The sequence below is a fragment of the Streptomyces sp. NPDC033845 genome (assembly GCF_055576225.1).
In genome coordinates, this window is the sequence record NZ_JBVIRI010000021.1 from 1 (window position 1) to 19,204 (window position 19,204).

Consider the following 19,204-nt stretch of genomic DNA (forward strand, 5'->3'; position numbering starts at 1 on the left):
TGGTCAAGGAGTACAAGGCCGAGCTGATGCACCCGTACTACGCGGCCGAACGCGGCCTCGTCGACGACGTCATCGACCCCGCCGAAACCCGCGAGGTCCTCATCCGGTCGCTGGCGATGCTGCGGAACAAGCACGCCGACCTGCCGTGCCGCAAGCACGGCAACCAGCCCCAGTAACGACCGGGGCACCCCCGGGAGCCGGACGCCGCATGGCGTGCGGCCGAGGGCGGGGGACGCCACCACGGCCGCACGCCGTCGGTGCGTCCCGCCGGCCGCGGGTCACCCGGGGGTGCTGCGGCAGGACGCCGGGCCACCGTGGCCCGGCCGGGAAGAGTGCGGCTGGAGCGGCATCGGACCGCCCGGGCCGCCCGCGGGACCGGGAAACGGCGAAGGGCCGTACGGACACGTCCACCGTGTCCGTACGGCCCTTCGCGCGTGTCAGCCGGCGGACTCCGGGACGGCCACCTCCAGGCGGACCACCTCGGACTGGGCCATCACCACCGACACCTCGGTGATCCGCTCGTCCGCGACGGTGAACATCATCACCCGGACCTCGCCGCCGACCCGGGCGACCACCCCGACCCCGCCGTTGACCAGGGCCACCTGCGCGCTCTGCGCGAACTGGGCGAAGGTGGCCGCCTGACGGGCCACCAGGGCGGCACCGCGGACCGCGGTGAGGGCGCCCGGTATGCCGCTGTCGGACCGCGAGACGACGTCAGGGTCGAGGACCTCCAGCAGTGCCTCGAAGTTCCCGTCGCGGGCCGCCGAGAGGAACGCGTCCACCACCTTGCGGGTCCGGGTCAGATCGGCCGCCGGCAGGGTGTCCGCGCCGCGCACCCGGCGCCGGGCGCGGCTGGCCAGCTGCCGGGCCGCGGCGGGGGTGCGCTCCACGATCGGCGCGATGTCCTCGAAGGGGACGGCGAACAGGTCGTGCAGGACGAACGCGAGCCGTTCCGCGGGGGCCAGCTTGTCGAGGACCACCAGCATGGCCACCCCCACCGAGTCGGCGAGCAGCGCCTCCTCCTGCGGATCGGGCTGCCGCGGCCGGCCCGGGCCGGCCGAGCCCGCCCGGTCGGTGGGACCCGGCTCCGCCGGGCGTACGTCGAGGGGCTCCTCGCGGCGGGAGGTGCGGGAGCGCAGCAGGTCCAGGCAGACCCGCCCGACCACCGTGGTGAGCCAGCCGGCCAGGTTGTCGATGTCCCGGGCGTCGGAGCGGCTGAGCCGGAGCCAGGCCTCCTGGACGGCGTCCTCGGCCTCGGTGAGCGAGCCGAGCATCCGGTAGGCGACGGCCCGTAACCGGCCCCGTTCCTCCTCGAAGCGCTTCGCCAGCCACTCGTCCTCGTGCATGTATTCCGTCCTCGGCTCTCGTCCGCTCTCGTCCGCCCGGCAGGTGACGCACCGTCATGTCATGGGCGACCCGGGGTGATTCTGTCAGTCTCCGCCGCCTTTTCGGGATCCGTTACCGAGCGGGTCTCCAGTGTTCCCCGACCGGCTTTCGAGCGTGCCTTGACACGGTGATGCCATCGGACACGCAGAGGAGGAGCTGATGTACGACAGCCACGAAGCACCGCCGATCCGACTTGCCGGGGCCGAAGAGGACGAATGGTCCGACTCGCACATCGTCCGCGGGATCGACTGATCGGCGATCGGTCCGGCGGGACTCAAGGAGGAGTCGAGGGAGTCCGGGCAGGCTGCCTGGCAGCAGCCCGGCATCGCCGGCGACCGCTCTCACACACTCGATTTCTGCTTAGCTGAGGAGTTACGCAATGGCTGCCCCCGACTTGGTCAAGAGCGGGACAGGAGCAGGGGCCGGCTACAAGGCCGGCACCATCCTGGCCTTCGTCTGCCTGGCCCAGTTCATGGTCTTCCTCGACGTGTCGATCGTGAACCTGGCGCTGCCGTCCATTCAGGACGGTCTGGGCATGTCCGATGTCAGTCTGGAATACGTCGTCACGGCGTACGCCACCGTGCTCGGCGGATTCCTGCTCCTGGGCGGTCGGCTCGCCGACCGCTACGGACGCCGGAAGCTTCTGCAGACAGGTCTGACGATCTTCGCCCTGGCCTCGTTGATGGCGGGTCTGGCGGACAACGGAAGCTGGCTGATCGCCGCCCGCGCGGTGCAGGGCTTCGGCTCCGCGATGATCGCCCCCGCCGCGCTGTCCATTCTCACCAACACCTTCCCCGAGGGCCCCGAGCGCAACAAGGCGCTGGGCCTGTGGGGTTCGCTCTCGGGCATCGCCTCCATCGTGGGCGTCATCCTCGGCGGCGTCCTGGCCGACAGCGTCGGCTGGGAGTACATCTTCTGGATCAACGTGCCGATCGGTCTGATCGCCGCACTGCTGGCCCCGAAGATCGTCCCGGACAGCAAGGCCGAAGGCCCGCGCACCCGGTTCGACTTCTTCGGCGCCACCTTCCTCACCGGCGCCCTGCTGCTGCTGATCTTCACCCTCGGTGAGGCCACGCACGTGGGCTGGGGCTCCGGCCGCACCCTCGGCAGCCTGGCCGCCGTGGTCGCACTGCTCGCCACCTTCCTGGTCATCGAGACCAAGGTCGAGGCGCCGGTGATGCCGCTGCGCGTCTTCAAGCTCAAGTCGGTGAGCACCGCGAACATCGCCGCCGTGGCCGTCTTCGGTGCCTTCTCCGCCCTGTTCTTCTTCGCCAGCATCTTCATGCAGCAGGTCTACGGGTACTCCCCGCTGAAGGCCGGCTTCGCCTACGTGCCGCTGGCCCTCTGCGTCGCCGTCGGCGCCGGCGTGGCCTCCGGCCTGATCGCCAAGGTCGCGGCCCGGATCATCCTGATCATCGGTCTGGCCACCACCATCGGCGGCCTGCTGCTGCTCTACCGCGCCCCGTCCGGCGGCAGCTACGCGGTGGACCTGCTCCCCGGGTTCATCCTGCTCGGCCTCGGCTGCGGCATGTGCTTCGTGACCCTGCAGATCGCGGCCTTCGCCGGGATCAGCGACCAGGAGGCCGGCGTCGCCGCCGGTCTGATCAACACCAGCCAGGAGGCCGGCGGCGCGCTCGGTCTCGCCGTCATCGTCACCATCGCCTACAACGGTCTGGCCGGGAAGCTCGCCGAGACCGGCGGGGACGCGGCCCGGATCATCGAGGTCCAGGAGAACGCCAACCACAACGCCTTCCTCGCGGCGGCCTGCTTCGCCGGAGTGGCCCTGCTCATCGCGGCCTTCGCCTTCCCGAAGGCCAAGCCCGTCCAGCCGGCCCCGCCGGCCGCGGGCGGCACCGGGACGCCGGCTCCGGCCACGGAGACCGTCACCACCGTCTGATCCACGGCCGCGCCCCCTCCCCGCCGGGGAGGGGGCGCGGTCTTCCGCGTCGTACTGGAGAAGGAAGAACTCGTGTCGCAGTCCACGGCCCGCGCGGCCGCGCTCGCGGTGTCGGCCCAGGTCGACGCCTTCCTCTCGGAACCGGAGATCGCCACCCTCACCACCCTGCGGCCGGACGGCTCGCCGCACGTGGCGCCGGTCCGGTTCACCTGGGACCGGGAGGCGGGCCTGGCCCGCATCATGACGGTGGCCACCTCCCGCAAGGCCCGCAACCTCCTGGCCACCCCGGGCAGCCGGGCCGCGCTCTGCCAGGTGTCCGGGTTCAGCTGGGTCACCCTGGAGGGCACCGCCCGGGTGGTGGAGGAACCGGGCCGGGTGCACGACGGGGCCCGGCGCTACGCCAAGCGGTACTGGTCGGCCCCGCCGAACCCGCCCGGCCGGGTGGTCATCGAGATAGCGGTCGACCGGGTGCGCAGCCTGAACGTCTGAACGTTCCGTACGTCCCGGATGTCACGGGCACGACGAGGAGGGCGGCGGTACCGGGAGGGAACTCCCGGTACCGCCGCCCTCGTGCGTACCACGGGCCGCGCGGGTTCAGCGGACGGCCGGCGGGGTGCCGTTCGTCCAGACCACCTCGAAGGAGAGCGCGGACAGCCGCCAGCCCTCCGGGGTCTCGCGGGCCTCGCCGCGGACGAAGGTGCCCGCCTGGAAGACGGGGGCCGGGGCGTCCTCCGGGGTGCCGGCCGGCCGGTGCAGCACATGGGTGGCGATGACGTTGGCGCGCAGCCCCGCCCGGTCGCCGGAGACCTCGACCACCGCGGGGGATCCCATGTGCTGGTGCCGGGCGAACTTGGCGAGGGAGATCCGGTGGAATTCCGGTACCCCGTCGATACCTTCCTGGCGGGCGTTCGGCGGAAAGGCGATCACCACGTCGTCCGTGAAGATCCGCTTGGCCCATCCGGCGTCTGTCGAGTCATCGTCAAGGCCGATGAGATAAGCGTCGAGAAGGGCCGCGACTTCGGCAGTCGATTGACTCGACCGGCTTGATTGGCTAGTAGTCATGCCTCAGGATGAGCTCGAATGAGGCTGGTGGCCAAGGCCTTGCGCAAAGGATATGACGTTCCTGTAGAAAACCTGTACTAGTGGCTATTTACTGTCCTGGTAGCCCCTCGCAATACTGGTAAAACACCAGTCGGAAGAGGGCAGATGGACACCTTTGACGCAGACGTAATCATCGTGGGAGCCGGCCCCACCGGACTCATGCTCGCAGGCGAGTTGGGTCTGAATGGAGTTTCGGCCACCGTCGTCGAGCGGCTCGCCGAGCCGATGCAGCAGTCGCGTGCCCTCGGATTCTCGGCGCGGACCATCGAAGAATTCGACCAGCGCGGGCTCCTTTCTCGCCTCGGCGAGGTCGACGTCATTCCTTTCGGGCACTTCGGTGGAGTTCCCATCGACTACCGGCTGCTTGAGGGCGGCTCGTACGGCGCTCGTGGAATTCCGCAGTCCCGCACCGAGGGAATGCTGGCCGGCTGGGCAGCCGAGAAGGGCGCCCAGGTGCGCCGCGGCGTCGAGGTCACCGGTCTGGAGAGCGACGATTCGGGGGTGACCCTGACGGTCACCACCCCCGAGGGCGAGAGCACCCTGCGCGCCCGCTACGTGGTGGGCTGCGACGGAAGCCGCAGCGTGGTCCGCAAGCTGGCCGGCATCGAGTTCACCGGCACCGACGCGGCCATCGAGCTGCGCTTCGCGGACGTGGCCGGAGTCCCGCTGCGGCCCCGGTTCAGCGGCGAACGGGTGCCCGGCGGCATGGTGATGGTGCTCCCGATCGGCCCCGACCGCAGCCGGGTCATCTACTTCGACCGTGCGGAGCCGCTGCGCACCAGCCCGGACCCGATCACCTTCGAGGAGGTCTCGGCCGCGTTCCAGCGCCTCACCGGCGAGGACATCAGCGGCGGGACCCCGCTGTGGGTCAGCTCGACCACCGACACCAGCCGGCAGGCCGCCCAGTACCGGAGCGGCCGGGTGTTCCTGGCCGGCGACGCCGCCCACATCCACCTGCCGATCGGCGCGCAGGGCATGAGCGCCGGCGTGCAGGACGCGGTGAACCTGGGCTGGAAGCTGGCCCTGGACATCAAGGGGCAGGCCCCCGAGGGGCTGCTCGACACCTACCACGCCGAGCGGCACCCGGTCGGCGCCCGGATCCTGGCCAACACCCTGGCCCAGCGGATCCTCTACCTCGGCGGCGACGAGATCACCCCGCTGCTGGAGGTGTTCGCCGAGCTGGTGGACTTCCCGGCGGTGCAGCGCCACCTCATCGGGATGGTGACCGGACTCGACATCCGGCACGAGGTCGGCCCCGGCGAGCACCCGCTGCTCGGCCGCCGGCTGCCCGGCCGCGAGGTCGTGGTCAAGGGCGACAAGCGCAGCAGCCTGGAGCTGCTGCACGCCGGCCGCGGCGTCCTCCTCGACCTGCACGACAACGCCGCGCTGAGGGCCGCCGCCGACGGCTGGGCCGACCGCGTGGACGTGGTCACGGTCGTCAACTTCGACTGCGACGCCCCCCTCGACGGCCTGCTGATCCGCCCCGACGGCTACGTCGCCTGGGCCCCGCCGCAGGGCGAGCCCACCGAGGGCCTGACCGAGGCGCTGTCCCGCTGGTTCGGCCCGGCCTCCGCCTGACCTTTCCCGTCTGCCCCATCCGTTCTACCGAGGAAGCGAAGAAGATGCCCAAGATCTCCACGCAGGACAACCACCTCACCGTCCTGAACCTGTTCACGACGGATGTCCCGGAGAACCAGGACAAGCTGATCGAGGAGATGACGAAGATCGTCAACGCGGCGACGTACGAGGGCTGGATGTCCAGCACCGTGCACGCCGGCGTCGACAAGCCGGGCACCGCGAACTTCATCCAGTGGCGCAGCGGCGAGGACCTGGAGAAGCGCTACGCCGGCGACGAGTTCAACCACCGCACCATGCCGGTCTTCGGCGAGATCACCACCTCCATCAAGCTCCTCCAGAACGAGGTGGCCTTCACCCAGGAGCACCCCTCGCTGGGCGGCACCATCGAGATCGGCCCGCAGCGCGACGACTACACCGTCATCGCCGTCTTCCCGGTCCTCAAGGAGAACCAGGAAGAGCTGATCGACGCCCTCGGCCCGGCCCAGGAGTACTTCCTCCAGTCCCCCGGGTTCCGCTCCCACGTGGTGCTGCGCGGCCTCCGCGCCCGCGGCCTGGAAGGCTCCTTCGCCGTCTCCTACTCCCAGTGGGACAGCCAGGAGAACTGGGAGGCGCACCGCGACGTCCCGCAGGACCAGAAGCCGGAGGCCCGGGTGAAGGCCGAGGGCCGCATCCGCGCCGTGGTCGCCGGGATCCCCGACATCAACACCTACCGGGTCGTGCACACCCGCTCCGCCGGCGAGTAGTCCGCTCCGCCGTCCCGGAACCACCACGAACGCCCGGCTCCCCCCGGGGGCCGGGCGTTCCCGGGCGAACCGCCCGTTCCGACACACGAAACCGCTGAGGAGCGAGACCGTATGCACAGCACGCTGATCGTCGCCCGGATGGACCTGGCCTCAAGCGCGGACGTGGCCCGGCTGTTCGCCGAATTCGACGCGACGGAGATGCCCCAGCGGATGGGAACGCGGCGGCGCCAGCTGTTCTCCTACCAGGGCCTGTACTTCCACCTGCAGGACTTCGACACCGACAACGGCGGGGAGCTGATCGAGGGCGCCAAGTCCGACCCGCGCTTCGTGCAGATCAGCGAGGACCTGAAGCCGTTCATCGAGGCCTACGACCCGAAGACCTGGCGGTCCCCGGCCGACGCCATGGCCACCCGCTTCTACAACTGGGAGGGGAAGGCGTGACCGGGCGGCGAGTGGTCATCACCGGAATGGAGGTGCTCGCGCCCGGCGGAGTCGGCCGCGAGAACTTCTGGAACCTGCTGAGCGACGGCCGGACGGCCACGCGCGGCATCACCTTCTTCGACCCGGCGCCGTTCCGTTCGCGGGTGGCGGCCGAGGTTGACTTCGACCCCTACGACCACGGCCTGACCCCGCAGGAGGTCCGGCGGATGGACCGGGCCGCCCAGTTCGCGGTGGTGGCCTCGCGCGGCGCGGTCGCCGACAGCGGCCTGGAGGTCGGCTCCCTGGACCCGTACCGGATCGGGGTGACCGTCGGCAGCGCCGTCGGTGCCACCATGGCGCTGGACGAGGAGTACCGGGTCGTCAGCGACGCCGGCCGGCTCCCGCTGGTCGACCACCGGTACGCCTCCCCGCACCTCTACAACCAGATGGTGCCCAGCTCCTTCGCGGCCGAGGTCGCCTGGGGCATCGGGGCGGAGGGCCCCAGCACGGTGGTCTCCACCGGCTGCACCTCCGGCCTGGACTCGGTCGGCTACGCGGTGGAGCTGCTCCGCGAGGGCGCCGCCGACGTGATGATCGCCGGTTCCTCGGACGCGCCGATCTCCCCGATCACCATGGCCTGCTTCGACGCGATCAAGGCCACCACCCCGCGGCACGACGAGCCGGGCCGGGCCTCCCGCCCGTTCGACGGCACCCGCAACGGGTTCGTGCTGGGCGAGGGCGCCGCCTTCTTCGTCCTGGAGGAGCTGGAGAGCGCCCGGGCCCGCGGGGCGCACATCTACGCGGAGATCGCCGGGTACTCCACCCGCTCCAACGCCTACCACATGACCGGTCTGCGCCCCGACGGGGTGGAGATGGCCGAGGCGATCCGGCTGGCGCTGGACGAGGCGCGGATGAACGGCGACGAGATCGACTACATCAACGCGCACGGCTCCGGCACCAAGCAGAACGACCGGCACGAGACCGCCGCGTTCAAGCGGAGCCTGGGCGACCACGCCTACCGGACCCCGGTGAGCTCCATCAAGTCGATGGTGGGGCACTCGCTGGGCGCGATCGGCTCCATCGAGATCGCCGCCTCGGCGCTGGCCATGGAGTACGACGTGGTCCCGCCGACGGCGAACCTGCACACTCCGGACCCGGAGTGCGACCTCGACTACGTCCCCCTGACCGCGCGCGAGCAGCTGACCGACGCGGTGCTGACGGTGGGCAGCGGCTTCGGCGGCTTCCAGAGCGCCATGGTGCTGGCCAACCCCGAGAGGAGCCTGGTATGAGCACGTCGGTCGTGGTGACCGGCCTCGGTGTGGCCGCCCCCAACGGGCTGGGCGTGCAGGAGTACTGGGCGGCACTGCTCGGCGGGAAGAGCGGCATCGGCCGGATCACCCGCTTCGACCCCTCCGACTATCCGGCGAAGCTGGCCGGGCAGATCCCCGGCAGCGTCGCCGAGGACTCGCTGCCCAGCCGGCTGCTGCCGCAGACCGACCGGGTGACCCGGCTGGCCCTGGTGGCCACCGACTGGGCGCTGGAGGACGCCGGGATCGTGCCCTCCGAACTCCCCGAGTTCGACATGGGCGTGGTGACCGCGAGCGCGGCCGGCGGCTTCGAGTTCGGCCAGGGCGAGCTCCAGGCGCTGTGGAGCAAGGGCAGCCAGTACGTGTCGGCGTACCAGTCGTTCGCCTGGTTCTACGCGGTGAACAGCGGTCAGATCTCCATCCGCAACGGGATGAAGGGCCCCGCCGGTGTGGTCGTCAGCGACGAGGCGGGCGGCCTGGACGCCCTCGCCCACGCGCGGCGGCAGATCCGCAAGGGCACCAAGGTCGTGGTGTCCGGTGCGGTGGACGCCTCGATCTGCCCGTGGGGCTGGGTGGCGCAGATCGCCAGCGGCCGGCTGAGCACCTCGGAGCAGCCGGACAGCGCGTACCTGCCCTTCGACCGGGACGCGCACGGGTTCGTGCCGGGCGAGGGCGGCGCGATCATCATCGCGGAGTCCGCCGAGTCGGCCCGCGAGCGCGGGGCGCACGTCTACGGGGAGATCGCCGGCTACGGCTCCACGATCGACCCGAAGCCGGGCAGCGGCCGGGAGCCCGGTCTGCGCAAGGCCATCGAGATCGCCCTCGGCGACGCCGGGATCCAGCCGGGCGACGTGGACGTGGTCTTCGCGGACGGTGCGGGCGAGCCGCAGCTGGACCGGGCCGAGGCCGAGACCCTGAACGCGGTGTTCGGGGCGCGCGGGGTCCCGGTGACCGTGCCGAAGACGATGACCGGACGGCTGTACTCCGGTGCCGCCCCGCTGGACCTGGCGGCGGCGTTCATCTCCATGCGGGAGGGCATCATCCCGCCCACCGTCAACGTGGACCCCTGCCCGGAGTACCAGCTCGACCTGGTGCTGGGCGAGCCGCGCACGGCCGACGTCCGCACCGTGCTGGTGCTGGCCCGCGGCCACGGCGGCTTCAACTCCGCGATGGTGGTCCGCTCCGTCTGACCGATCCGTCCACACCACACCCCGGGCACGCCGCGGCGGCGTCCCGTACCGATGAAGGGAACGACATGGCCAGCAAGTCTTTCACCCTGGACGATCTGAAGCGGATCCTGCTGGGTGCCGCCGGTGTGGCGGAGGGGGTCGACCTCGACGGCGACATCCTGGACTCCACCTTCGCCTCGCTGCAGTACGAGTCCCTGGCGCTGCTGGAGGCCGGCAGCCTGATCGAGCGCGAGTACGGCATCTCGCTGGACGACGAGGCGGTCGACGACACGATCACCCCCGCCGCCCTGATCGCGGCCGTCAACCGCCAGCTGGCGTCCACCGACGCCGTGGCCGCGTGAAGGGGCTGACGCGACGATGAGCACTCAGAACGACAACGGGCGGGTCGCGCTGGTCTCCGGCGGGACGAGCGGCATCGGGCTGGAATCGGCGCGGCTGCTGGCGGCGCAGGGCCACCGGGTGTTCATCGGTGCCCGCAACGCGGAGAACGTGGCGGCCACCGTCAAGGAGCTCCAGGCCGAGGGCCTGAACGTGGACGGCGGGGTCCTCGACGTCCGCGACGGAGACTCCGTCAAGGCGTTCGTGCAGGCCGCCGTGGACCGGTTCGGGACCGTGGACGTGCTCGTCAACAACGCCGGCCGGTCCGGTGGCGGGGTCACCGCTGACATCGCGGACGAGCTGTGGGACGACGTCATCGACACCAACCTGACCAGTGTGTTCCGGCTGACCCGGGAGGTGCTCAACACCGGCGGGATGCGGCACAAGGACCGCGGCCGGATCATCAGCATCGCCTCCACGGCCGGCAAGCAGGGCGTGGTGCTCGGCGCCCCCTACTCGGCTTCCAAGCACGGGGTCGTCGGCTTCACCAAGGCCCTGGGCAACGAGCTGGCGCCGACCGGGATCACCGTCAACGCGGTCTGCCCCGGATACGTCGAGACGCCGATGGCGGCGAAGGTCCGGCAGGGCTACGCGGCCGCGTACGACACCTCCGAGGACGCGATCCTGCAGAAGTTCCAGTCGAAGATCCCGCTGGGCCGCTACTCCACCCCGCAGGAAGTGGCCGGTCTGGTCGGCTACCTGGCCTCGGACTCCGCCGCGTCGATCACCTCGCAGGCGCTGAACGTCTGCGGCGGCCTCGGCAACTTCTGACCCGCCCGGACCCCGTACCGGACCCCCGTACCGCACCCTTGTAGAGGACACCGAAGATGACGACCCGTGAGGTTGAGCACGAGATCACCATCGGCGCCCCGGCCGGGGCCGTCTACCGGCTGCTGGCCGAGGTGACCAACTGGCCGCGGATCTTCCCGCCGACCATCCACGTGGACCGGGTGGAGGCCGACGGGGCCGAGGAGCGGATCCGGATCTGGGCCACCGCCAACGGCGACGCCAAGAACTGGACCTCGCGGCGGACCCTCGACCCGGAAGGCCTGAAGATCACCTTCCGGCAGGAGGTGCCGGCCCCGCCGGTGGCCGCGATGGGCGGCACCTGGATCCTGGAGCCGCTGGGCGAGGCCGAGACCCGGGTCCGGCTGCTGCACGACTACAGCGCCATCGACGACGACCCGCACGACCTGCTGTGGATCGAGCGGGCGGTGGACAAGAACAGCCTGTCCGAGCTCGCCGCGCTCAAGAAGAACGTGGAACTGGCGCACGCGGCGGAGGAGCTGACGTTCTCCTTCACCGACACCGTGCAGATCAACGGCTCCGCCAAGGACGCCTTCGACTTCATCAACGAGGCGGACCGGTGGGCCGAGCGGCTCCCGCACGTCGCCGTGGTCCGGCTGGACGAGGACACCCCCGGCCTCCAGACCCTGGAGATGGACACCCGCGCCAAGGACGGCTCGGTGCACACCACCAAGTCGTACCGGGTGGTGTTCCCCGACCACAAGATCGCCTACAAGCAGGTCACGCTGCCCGCGCTGATGGTGCTGCACACCGGCGAGTGGACGTTCGTGGAGACCGACGGGGTCACCGCCGCGTCCTCCCAGCACACCGTCACCCTCAACACGGACAACATCGAGAAGATCCTCGGTCCGGAGGCGACGGTCGCGGACGCCCGCGCGTACGTGCACACCGCGCTCAGCACCAACAGCACGGCCACGCTCAACCACGCCAAGGCCTACGCCGAGCAGAAGAGCTGACCGTGACCGAGGTGCCGGACCTGGACACCCAGGTCGTGGTGGTCGGCGGCGGCCCGGTCGGGCTGCTGCTGGCCGCGGAACTGAAGCTGGCCGGCGCCGAAGTGGTCGTACTGGAGCGCCGGCACTCCCCCAGCACCGAGTCGAGGGCGTCCACGCTGCACGCGCGGACCATGGAGATCTTCGACCAGCGCGGACTGATGCCGGACTTCGGCACCCCGCCGAACGAGCCCCGCGGCCACTTCGGCGGGCTGCCGCTGGACCTGACGCTGCCCGGCCCCTGGCCGGGCCAGTGGAAGGTCCTCCAGACGAAGACCGAGGCGGTCCTGGAGGAGTGGGCGCTCGCCCTGGGCGTGGACGTCCGCTGCGGACACGAGCTGACCGCCCTGGCCGAGACCCCGGACGGGGTCACGGCCGAGGCGGTCGGCCGGGACGGGGCCGCCCTGCGGGTCCGGGCCCGCTACCTCGTCGGCTGCGACGGCGAGGACAGCACGGTCCGCCGGCTGACCGGGGCGGCGTTCCCCGGGCACAACGCCCGGCGGGAACTGATCCGTGCCGACGTGGACGGCATCGAGGTGCCCAACCGGCGGTTCGAACGGCTCCCGCAGGGACTGGCCATCGCGGCCCGCCGCCCCGACGGGGTGACCCGGGTGATGGTGCACGAGTTCGGCTCCACCGCCCGGCCGAGGACCGCCGAGGCGGAGTTCGCCGAGGTCGCCGACGTCTGGAAGCGGGTCACCGGGGAGGACATCTCCGACGGCACCCCGCTGTGGGTGAACTCCTTCGGGGACGCCAACCGGCAGCTGGAGCGGTACCGGCACGGCCGGATCCTGTTCGCCGGGGACGCCGCCCACCGGCAGATGCCGATCGGCGGCCAGGCCCTCAACCTGGGCCTCCAGGACGCCTTCAACCTGGGCTGGAAACTGGCCGCCGAGGTGGCCGGCACGGCCCCGCCGGGCCTGCTGGACAGCTACCACACCGAACGCCACGCGGTGGGCCGGCGGGTGCTCGCCAACATCGAGACCCAGGCCGACCTGCTGCTCGGCGGCAGCGAGGTGGAACCGCTGCGCGCGCTGCTGGGCGAGCTCATCGGCCACGAACCCGTACGGGCCCATCTGGCGGGCATGATCAGCGGCCTCGACATCCGCTACCCCGTCCGGGACGGCGGCGACGGGAACGACGGGGACGGCGGCGGAGACGGGGACGGCGGCCCGGCGCACGAGCTGGTCGGGGCGCGGCTGCCCGCCCTCCGGCTGCTCTCCGCCGAGGGCGCGGCGGGAGCCGCGCTCAGCACCCCCGAACTGCTGCGCACCGGCCGCGGCCTGCTGCTGGACCTGCGGGGCGGCGCCGAGGTGCCGGCCGCGGTGCGCGGCGGCTGGGCCGACCGGGTCGCCGTGGTCGCGGGGCGGCCGGAAGGGCCGGGACCGCTGGACGGCACCGGCTGCGTACTGGTCCGCCCGGACGGCTACGTCGCCTGGGCCGGGCCCGGAAGCGGCGGCGGGCTGCGGGCCGCCCTGGAGCGCTGGTTCGGCCCGGCCCGCTGAGCCACCCGGCCACGGCCCGCCGGACGCACGAACGGACAGGACTCACACCGGAGAAGAGGAACACCATGGTAGGGACAGCCGCTGACGCGGACGTCATCATCGTCGGCGCGGGTCCGACCGGGCTGATGCTCGCCGGGGAACTGCGCCTGGGCGGGGCCAGCGTCATCGTCACCGAACGACTGGCGGAGCCGACCGGGCAGTCCCGCGGCCTGGGCTTCACCGCGCGCGCCATGGAGGTGTTCGACCAGCGGGGCCTGCTCCCCCGGTTCGGCCAGGGCGAAACGCTGGAGATCAGCCCGCTGGGCCACTTCGGCGGGGTGCAGTTCGACTACACCGTGCTGCCCGGCGCCCACTTCGGGGCCCGCGGCATCCCGCAGAACATCACCGAGAAGGTCCTGGAGGACTGGGCCACGGAGCTCGGCGCCGACATCCGGCGCGGCTGGGAGTTCCTCGACCTGTCCGAGGGCTACCTCGACGGCGAGGACGTCGAGATCACCGTCAGCACCCCGGACGGGATCCAGCGGCTCCGCGCCTCCTACCTGGTGGCCGCCGACGGCGGCCAGAGCAGCGTCCGCAAGGCCGCCGGCTTCGACTTCCCGGGCAGCGCGGCCACCAAGTCGATGTTCCTCGCCGATGTCACCGGCTGCGCGCTGCGGCCCCGGTTCCTCGGCGAGCGGCAGCCCAACGGCATGGTGATGGCGGCCCCGCTGGCCGAGGGCGTGGACCGCATCATCGTCTGCCCCGACGGCACCCCGGCCCGCGGCCGGGACGCCGAACCGGTCACCTTCGCCGAGGTCGCCGCCGCCTGGCAGCACATCACCGGCGAGGACATCAGCGGCGGCGGCGCCGAATGGGTCAGCTACTTCACCGACGCGGCCCGGCAGGCCACCGAGTACCGGCGCGGTCGGGTGCTGCTGGTCGGCGACGCCGCCCACATCCACCTGCCGGCCGGCGGACAGGGCCTGAGCACCGGGGTGCAGGACGCCGCCAACCTGGGCTGGAAGCTGGCCGCGGTGGTGGCCGGCGGCGCCCCGGACGGCCTCCTCGACACCTACCACGGGGAACGTCACCCGGTCGGACAGCGACTGCTGATGAACACCAGCGCCCAGGGCACCGTCTTCCTCGGCGGACCGGAGGCGGACCCGCTGCGCGCCCTGTTCTCCGAGCTGATCCAGCACGACGTGGTCAAGCGGCACCTGGCCGGCATCGTCAGCGGCCTGGACATCGCCTACGAGTTCGGCGACGGCGGCCACCCCCTCCAGGGGCTGCGGCTGGCGAACCGGGCCCTGGTCGCCGCCGACGGCAGCGAGACCACCACCACCCGCCTGCTGCACCCCGGCAAGGGCGTCCTCCTGGACCTCGCCGACCGGGCCGACCTGCGGGAGGCGGCAGCCGGATGGCGGGACGCGGTGACGGTCACCACCGCCACCGCGAAGCCCCTGGAGGGCGAGGACCCGCTGGACGGTGCGACCGCCCTGCTGGTCCGCCCCGACGGGCACGTGGCCTGGGCCGGAGACAGTATCGAGGAACTGACCGACGCGCTGCGCCGCTGGTTCGGCGACGCGCGATGACCGCACGCCGCCGCGGTCCGTCCTGCGGGCCGCGGCGGCCGGCCGTACGGGGGTAACCGATGGACAGCACGATGACCGCGGCGTCCGTGGAGTCGCTCGCCTCGCTCGCGCTCGCCACGGCGGGCCGGCCGGAGTCCGCGACGCCCTCCCGGGCGGGCACGGCCACCGCCGTCGCACCGGCCGTCGCACAGGACCCCGGGCTCTCGCCGGGAGTACGCCGGATCACCCTCGACGCGGGCGGCGTCACCCTGTCGGCCCTGTTGAGCACACCGGACCGCGAAGAGCCCCGGGCCACCGTGGTCGCCGTGCACGGCGGAGGCATGACCGCCGGCTACTTCGACGGGCAGGCACACCCGGAGACCTCGCTGCTGACGCTCGGCGCGAGCCTGGGCTACACCGTCCTCGCCGTGGACCGGCCCGGCTACGGGGACTCCGCCGCACTGTTCCCGGACGGGCTGGCCCTGGCCGAGCAGGCGGTCCTGCTGCGCGCCGCCCTCTCCGACTTCACCTCCCGCTACTCCGCCGGGGCCGGACTGTTCTGGCTGGCCCACTCGTACGGCGGCAAGCTCGCCATGTCCACCTGCGCCGGACTGACCGGCCGGGACGGGCTGCTGGGGATGGACATCTCCGGCTGCGGGCACCGGTTCGCGCCGAGCGACCCGCACGAGGGGCTCAAGCAGACCCAGCGGCACTGGGGCCCGCTGCGGCTGTACCCGCAGGGCACCTTCCGTACGAGCACCTCGGTGGTGGCGCCGATGCCGCCGCTGGAGGCCGGGGAGCTGGGGCACTGGACGGAGCTCTTCGCGGCACTGGCGCCGCGCATCCAGGTCCCGATCCGGCTGACCTTCGCCGAGCACGAGGCCTGGTGGCACCACGGGGACCACGACCTGGCGGACCTGGCGAGCCGGCTCACGGCGGCACCGCGGGTGCAGATCGACCGGCAGCCGGACGCCGGGCACAACATCAGCCTGGGCTGGGCCGCCCGGTCCTACCACCTGCGGGCGCTGGCCTTCCTGGAGGACTGTGTGACCCGCACCGGACGCGCGGCGTGACCCTCCGACCGTGAACCGCCGCGAACGGGGCTACCCGGTCCCCTTCCGCTCGCTGTCCGTCCGCAACTTCCGGCTGTTCGTGTCCGGTCAGGTGGTGTCGGCGGCGGGCACCTGGATGATGGTGGTGGCCCAGGACTGGCTGGTCCTGGGTCTCACCGGCGGTTCCGGGACCGCCCTGGGCCTGGTCACCGCCCTGCAGTTCACCCCGCTGCTGCTGACCCTGTACGGGGGCCGGCTCGCCGACCGGTACGACAAGCGGATGCTGCTGACGGTCGCGAACCTGGTCTCCGGGCTGCTGGCCCTGGCACTGGCCGTGCCGGCCCTGACCGGGCAGGTGCGGCTCTGGCACATCTGGGTGTGCGCCTTCGGACTGGGGCTGGTCAACGCGGTGGAGGTGCCGACCCGGCTGTCGTTCGTCAGTGAACTGGTCGGACCGGACCTGCTGCCGAACGCCTCCGCGCTCAGCGGCGCCTACTTCAACATCGCCCGGGTGGCCGGTCCGGCGCTCGCCGGGGCGCTGATCACCGCGGTGGGCACCGGCTGGGTGATGGTCCTCAACGCGGGCAGCTATCTGGCGACGGTGGCCGGCCTGCGGATGATGCGGCCGGCCGAGCTGGTGCGCGGCCCGCCCCCGAGCGGGCAGAGCCGGGTGTCGGACGGGATCCGCTATGTGCGGGGCCGCCGGGACCTGGTGATGCCGGTGGTGCTGGTCGGGGTGATCGGCCTGTTCGGGCTGAACTTCCAGCTGATGCTGCCGCTGCTGGCGAAGACGGTCTTCCACGCGGACGCGGCCTCGTTCGGGCTGCTGACCACCGCCTTCGCGGCGGGCGGACTGCTCGCGGCCCTGCTGACCACGGCCCGCAGGGGCCGGCCGGCGGCCCGTACGGTGGTGCTGGCGGCGCTGGCCTTCGGTGTGGTGGAGACCGCCACCGCCTGGGCGCCGGGGTTCGCGGCGGCGCTGGTGATGCTGTTCCTGACCGGGTTCGCGGCCCTGTACTTCGCGCAGGCCGCCAACCACCGGATCCAGCTGGGCAGCGATCCGGCCTACCGGGGCCGGGTGATGGCCCTGTACACGCTGATCCTCCAGGGCAGCACCCCGCTGGGGAGCCTGCTGTCCGGCTGGTTCGCGGAGCATCTGGGGGCCCGTTCGGTGCTGTTCGTCGGCGGGCTGGTGTCGGTGGCGGCGGCGCTGGGCGCGGCCTTCGCGGAACGCCGTGCGGCCGTCCGCCGGCCCACCGGTCCGGCCCCGGCCGAAGCGGTGACCGATCCGGCGGCCGATCCGGCGGCCGGGGCCGCCCCGAGGGAGGCCCGGGACCGGCGGGACCCGATAGCGCCGGGCTGACCGGGACGCACCCCCGTGGTGCCCCGGTCGGCCGGGTGGCGGCGGTCGGTCGGGGTCAGGCGGCGGCGGTGGCCTCCAGTTCGACGAGTTGGCCGGGGACGGCCAGCCGGGTCACGCCGAGCATGGTGGTCGCCGGGGCGGCGCCGGCGGCGGCCAGGCGGGCCGTCAGGACCCCGTAGTGCGGGAAGAGCAGGTCGACGTCCGTGGTGTAGACGTTGAGCCGGACCAGGTCCGCGAGGGTCATGCCGGCCCCGCCCAGCACCGCCTCCACGTTGTCGAGGCTCAGGGCCAGCTGGGCCGCCATGTCGCCCTCGTGCAGGGGCACGCCCTCGCCGCTCATCGCGGTCTGCCCCGAGACGTGCAGGGTCCGGGTGTGCCCGGAGACCAGCTCGCCCTGGTTGAACCCCATCGGCAACGACCAGGTCACCGGGTTGACCGCGGTCCGTCGTATCGCCATGCCGTCTGCTCCGTCCGTACGTCCGTCCGTGCGCACGGTTCGTGCGCTCGCTACGCAGAGCCTCGCAAGGCATCACGACATCCACCGTCAGGTATTCCGATAGTGTTTTCGGATGCGCGCCGATCGGCTGGTCTCCCTGGTGCTGCTGCTCCGCCGACGCGGCCGGCTCACCGCCGACACCCTGGCCCGCGAGCTGGAGGTGTCCACCCGAACCGTCCTGCGCGACATCGAGGCACTGTCCGCGGCCGGGGTCCCGGTCCACTCAGAACGCGGCCGGTACGGCGGGTTCGTCCTCGCCCCCGGCTTCCGGACCGAGCTCACCGGCCTCAACCACGAAGAGGCGCTGGCCCTGCTGACCGCCGGAAGCGGTCGCGGCGAGCTGGTGTTCGGGCTGGGTTCGGCGCTGGCCTCGGCGATGCGGAAGGTCGTCGACGCGATGCCCGAGGGCCAGCGGGCCACCGCGGACGACGCCGTCGGACGGTTCCTCGTCGACCCGGAGACCGATCTGCTCTCCCGTCGGCCCGTCACCGAGCAGGTGCCCGGCGGCACGATGACCGAAGTGCGGCGCGCGGTGCTCGCCGGCCGCAAGCTGCGCATCCTCTACACGCCCGCCGGCGGGACCGCGCAGTGGCGCACGGTGGACCCGATCGGGCTGGTCACCGTCCGGGACCGGGCCTATCTGCTGGCCACCAGGGAAGGCGAGGACCGCACCTACCGGCTGTCGCGGGTCTCGGCCGCCGAGGAACTCGGGGAGCCGGCGCTGCGGCCGGGCCGGGTGGACCTGGAGCGGATCTGGCGGCAGCGCTCGGCGGACTTCCTGGCCGGCGGCGACCACCTCACCGTCCTGCTGCGGGTGGCCCCGGCCCGGCGGGAGGAACTCCTGGACACGGCACTGGCCGTCCGCGCGGAGGAACCCGAGCCGGACGGCCGGCTCCGGCTGGAGGTCACCTTCCAGGACGCCCGCCACGCCGAATGGGCCCTGTGGCAGCTCGCCACCGACGCCGAAGCCCTCTCCCCCCAGTCCCTCCGCACCGCCCTCCACCACCGAGCCACCACCCTGGCCGCCCGGTATCGGCCCGCCCCCTGACGGGTTCGTATCGTGAGGTCGTGAAGACGATGGAGCGCGTCACCTATTCGGAACTCTCCAAACGTCCCGGAGACGTCGCCGAGCGCCTCACCCGCGCCGACCGGATCCGTATCGAACGGCGCGACGGCGCCGACCTGATACTGACCACAGTCGAGCGCGAGGAGCGCCGCGAACAGGCCGTCGACACCATGGCCGCCACCTTCTCCGCGCTCATGAGAACCGAAGCCGGCGCCAGCGCACTGCTGGCCGCGCTCCCGGAGATCTTCCCCTGGGTCCGGCACCTCGATTCCGAGGAGTACGCCGAAGCCATCCGGCTCCGCGCCGACCGGGACACGGACTACGGCCCGGTGACCGCCCCGTGACCCCCAAACGGGGAGACCGGGCGGCAGCA

At 72.2% G+C, this 19,204-nt stretch carries 20 protein-coding genes; 17 read left to right on the forward strand and 3 right to left on the reverse strand.

Annotated features, from left to right (window positions below):
* The coding region (locus ACZ50K_RS30970) for a carboxyl transferase domain-containing protein (RefSeq protein ID WP_366481243.1) at positions 1-176 on the forward strand (176 nt) is incomplete at its 5' end.
* A gap of 261 nt (positions 177-437) precedes the next feature.
* Here ACZ50K_RS30970 and ACZ50K_RS30975 read toward each other — a convergent pair.
* Complete coding sequence (locus tag ACZ50K_RS30975) at positions 438-1,346, reverse strand: sigma-70 family RNA polymerase sigma factor (protein ID WP_468909115.1); 909 nt, start codon at positions 1,344-1,346, stop codon at positions 438-440.
* Positions 1,347-1,765: 419 nt separating this feature from the next.
* Here ACZ50K_RS30975 and ACZ50K_RS30980 point away from each other — a divergent pair, with 419 nt between their 5' ends.
* Complete coding sequence (locus ACZ50K_RS30980) at positions 1,766-3,283, forward strand: MFS transporter (RefSeq protein ID WP_468909118.1); 1,518 nt, start codon at positions 1,766-1,768, stop codon at positions 3,281-3,283.
* Positions 3,284-3,355: 72 nt separating this feature from the next.
* Positions 3,356-3,772, forward strand: a complete 417-nt coding sequence (locus ACZ50K_RS30985) for a pyridoxamine 5'-phosphate oxidase family protein (protein ID WP_468909121.1) — start codon at positions 3,356-3,358, stop codon at positions 3,770-3,772.
* Positions 3,773-3,877: 105 nt separating this feature from the next.
* On the opposite strand, the gene ACZ50K_RS30990 is transcribed toward ACZ50K_RS30985, so the two are convergent.
* Positions 3,878-4,345, reverse strand: a complete 468-nt coding sequence (locus ACZ50K_RS30990) for a nuclear transport factor 2 family protein (protein ID WP_468909123.1) — start codon at positions 4,343-4,345, stop codon at positions 3,878-3,880.
* 144 nt (positions 4,346-4,489) lie between these two features.
* Between ACZ50K_RS30990 and ACZ50K_RS30995 the strand changes: the two genes are divergently transcribed.
* The 12 genes from ACZ50K_RS30995 to ACZ50K_RS31050 all read left to right on the forward strand — a co-directional run bounded on the left by ACZ50K_RS30995 (position 4,490) and on the right by ACZ50K_RS31050 (position 17,269).
* Positions 4,490-5,962, forward strand: coding sequence for an FAD-dependent monooxygenase (locus ACZ50K_RS30995; protein ID WP_468909126.1), 1,473 nt, complete (start codon positions 4,490-4,492; stop codon positions 5,960-5,962).
* Positions 5,963-6,006: 44 nt separating this feature from the next.
* A complete protein-coding gene (locus ACZ50K_RS31000) occupies positions 6,007-6,705 on the forward strand; it encodes an antibiotic biosynthesis monooxygenase family protein (RefSeq protein ID WP_468909128.1) in 699 nt (232 codons plus the stop codon).
* A 111-nt stretch (positions 6,706-6,816) separates the two neighbouring features.
* Positions 6,817-7,146, forward strand: coding sequence for a TcmI family type II polyketide cyclase (locus tag ACZ50K_RS31005; RefSeq protein WP_468909131.1), 330 nt, complete (start codon positions 6,817-6,819; stop codon positions 7,144-7,146).
* Positions 7,143-8,414 carry a beta-ketoacyl-[acyl-carrier-protein] synthase family protein gene (locus ACZ50K_RS31010; protein WP_468909133.1) on the forward strand — a complete coding sequence of 424 codons (1,272 nt, stop codon included), beginning with the start codon at positions 7,143-7,145 and terminating at the stop codon, positions 8,412-8,414. Before ACZ50K_RS31005 ends, ACZ50K_RS31010 begins: the two co-directional genes overlap by 4 nt.
* Positions 8,411-9,622: a ketosynthase chain-length factor gene (locus tag ACZ50K_RS31015; RefSeq protein WP_468909135.1), complete on the forward strand. Its 1,212-nt coding sequence runs from the start codon at positions 8,411-8,413 to the stop codon at positions 9,620-9,622. The genes ACZ50K_RS31010 and ACZ50K_RS31015 overlap by 4 nt, the downstream gene beginning before the upstream one ends.
* A 65-nt stretch (positions 9,623-9,687) precedes the next feature.
* The gene (locus ACZ50K_RS31020) at positions 9,688-9,963 is read left to right on the forward strand and encodes a phosphopantetheine-binding protein (protein WP_468909137.1); all 276 of its coding nucleotides are present in this window, start codon (positions 9,688-9,690) and stop codon (positions 9,961-9,963) included.
* Positions 9,964-9,979: 16 nt separating this feature from the next.
* A complete protein-coding gene (gene fabG, locus ACZ50K_RS31025; protein WP_468909139.1) occupies positions 9,980-10,771 on the forward strand; it encodes a 3-oxoacyl-ACP reductase FabG in 792 nt (263 codons plus the stop codon).
* Between the two features lie 56 nt (positions 10,772-10,827).
* A complete protein-coding gene (locus ACZ50K_RS31030) occupies positions 10,828-11,763 on the forward strand; it encodes an aromatase/cyclase (protein WP_468909141.1) in 936 nt (311 codons plus the stop codon).
* A gap of 11 nt (positions 11,764-11,774) precedes the next feature.
* Positions 11,775-13,304, forward strand: a complete 1,530-nt coding sequence (locus tag ACZ50K_RS31035; protein ID WP_468909341.1) for an FAD-dependent oxidoreductase — start codon at positions 11,775-11,777, stop codon at positions 13,302-13,304.
* A 65-nt stretch (positions 13,305-13,369) separates the two neighbouring features.
* Positions 13,370-14,875: an FAD-dependent monooxygenase gene (locus tag ACZ50K_RS31040; protein WP_468909144.1), complete on the forward strand. Its 1,506-nt coding sequence runs from the start codon at positions 13,370-13,372 to the stop codon at positions 14,873-14,875.
* A gap of 59 nt (positions 14,876-14,934) precedes the next feature.
* The gene (locus ACZ50K_RS31045; RefSeq protein WP_468909147.1) at positions 14,935-15,927 is read left to right on the forward strand and encodes an alpha/beta hydrolase; all 993 of its coding nucleotides are present in this window, start codon (positions 14,935-14,937) and stop codon (positions 15,925-15,927) included.
* A 10-nt stretch (positions 15,928-15,937) separates the two neighbouring features.
* On the forward strand, positions 15,938-17,269 hold the full coding sequence (locus tag ACZ50K_RS31050; RefSeq protein ID WP_468909149.1) for an MFS transporter: 1,332 nt from the start codon (positions 15,938-15,940) through the stop codon (positions 17,267-17,269).
* A gap of 55 nt (positions 17,270-17,324) precedes the next feature.
* On the opposite strand, the gene ACZ50K_RS31055 is transcribed toward ACZ50K_RS31050, so the two are convergent.
* Complete coding sequence (locus tag ACZ50K_RS31055; RefSeq protein ID WP_468909152.1) at positions 17,325-17,726, reverse strand: RidA family protein; 402 nt, start codon at positions 17,724-17,726, stop codon at positions 17,325-17,327.
* Positions 17,727-17,838: 112 nt separating this feature from the next.
* On the opposite strand from ACZ50K_RS31055, the gene ACZ50K_RS31060 reads away from it, so the two are divergent.
* A complete protein-coding gene (locus tag ACZ50K_RS31060; RefSeq protein WP_468909154.1) occupies positions 17,839-18,813 on the forward strand; it encodes a helix-turn-helix transcriptional regulator in 975 nt (324 codons plus the stop codon).
* 20 nt (positions 18,814-18,833) lie between these two features.
* Positions 18,834-19,175, forward strand: a complete 342-nt coding sequence (locus tag ACZ50K_RS31065; RefSeq protein ID WP_468909157.1) for a hypothetical protein — start codon at positions 18,834-18,836, stop codon at positions 19,173-19,175.
* Positions 19,176-19,204: the final 29 nt, after the last annotated feature.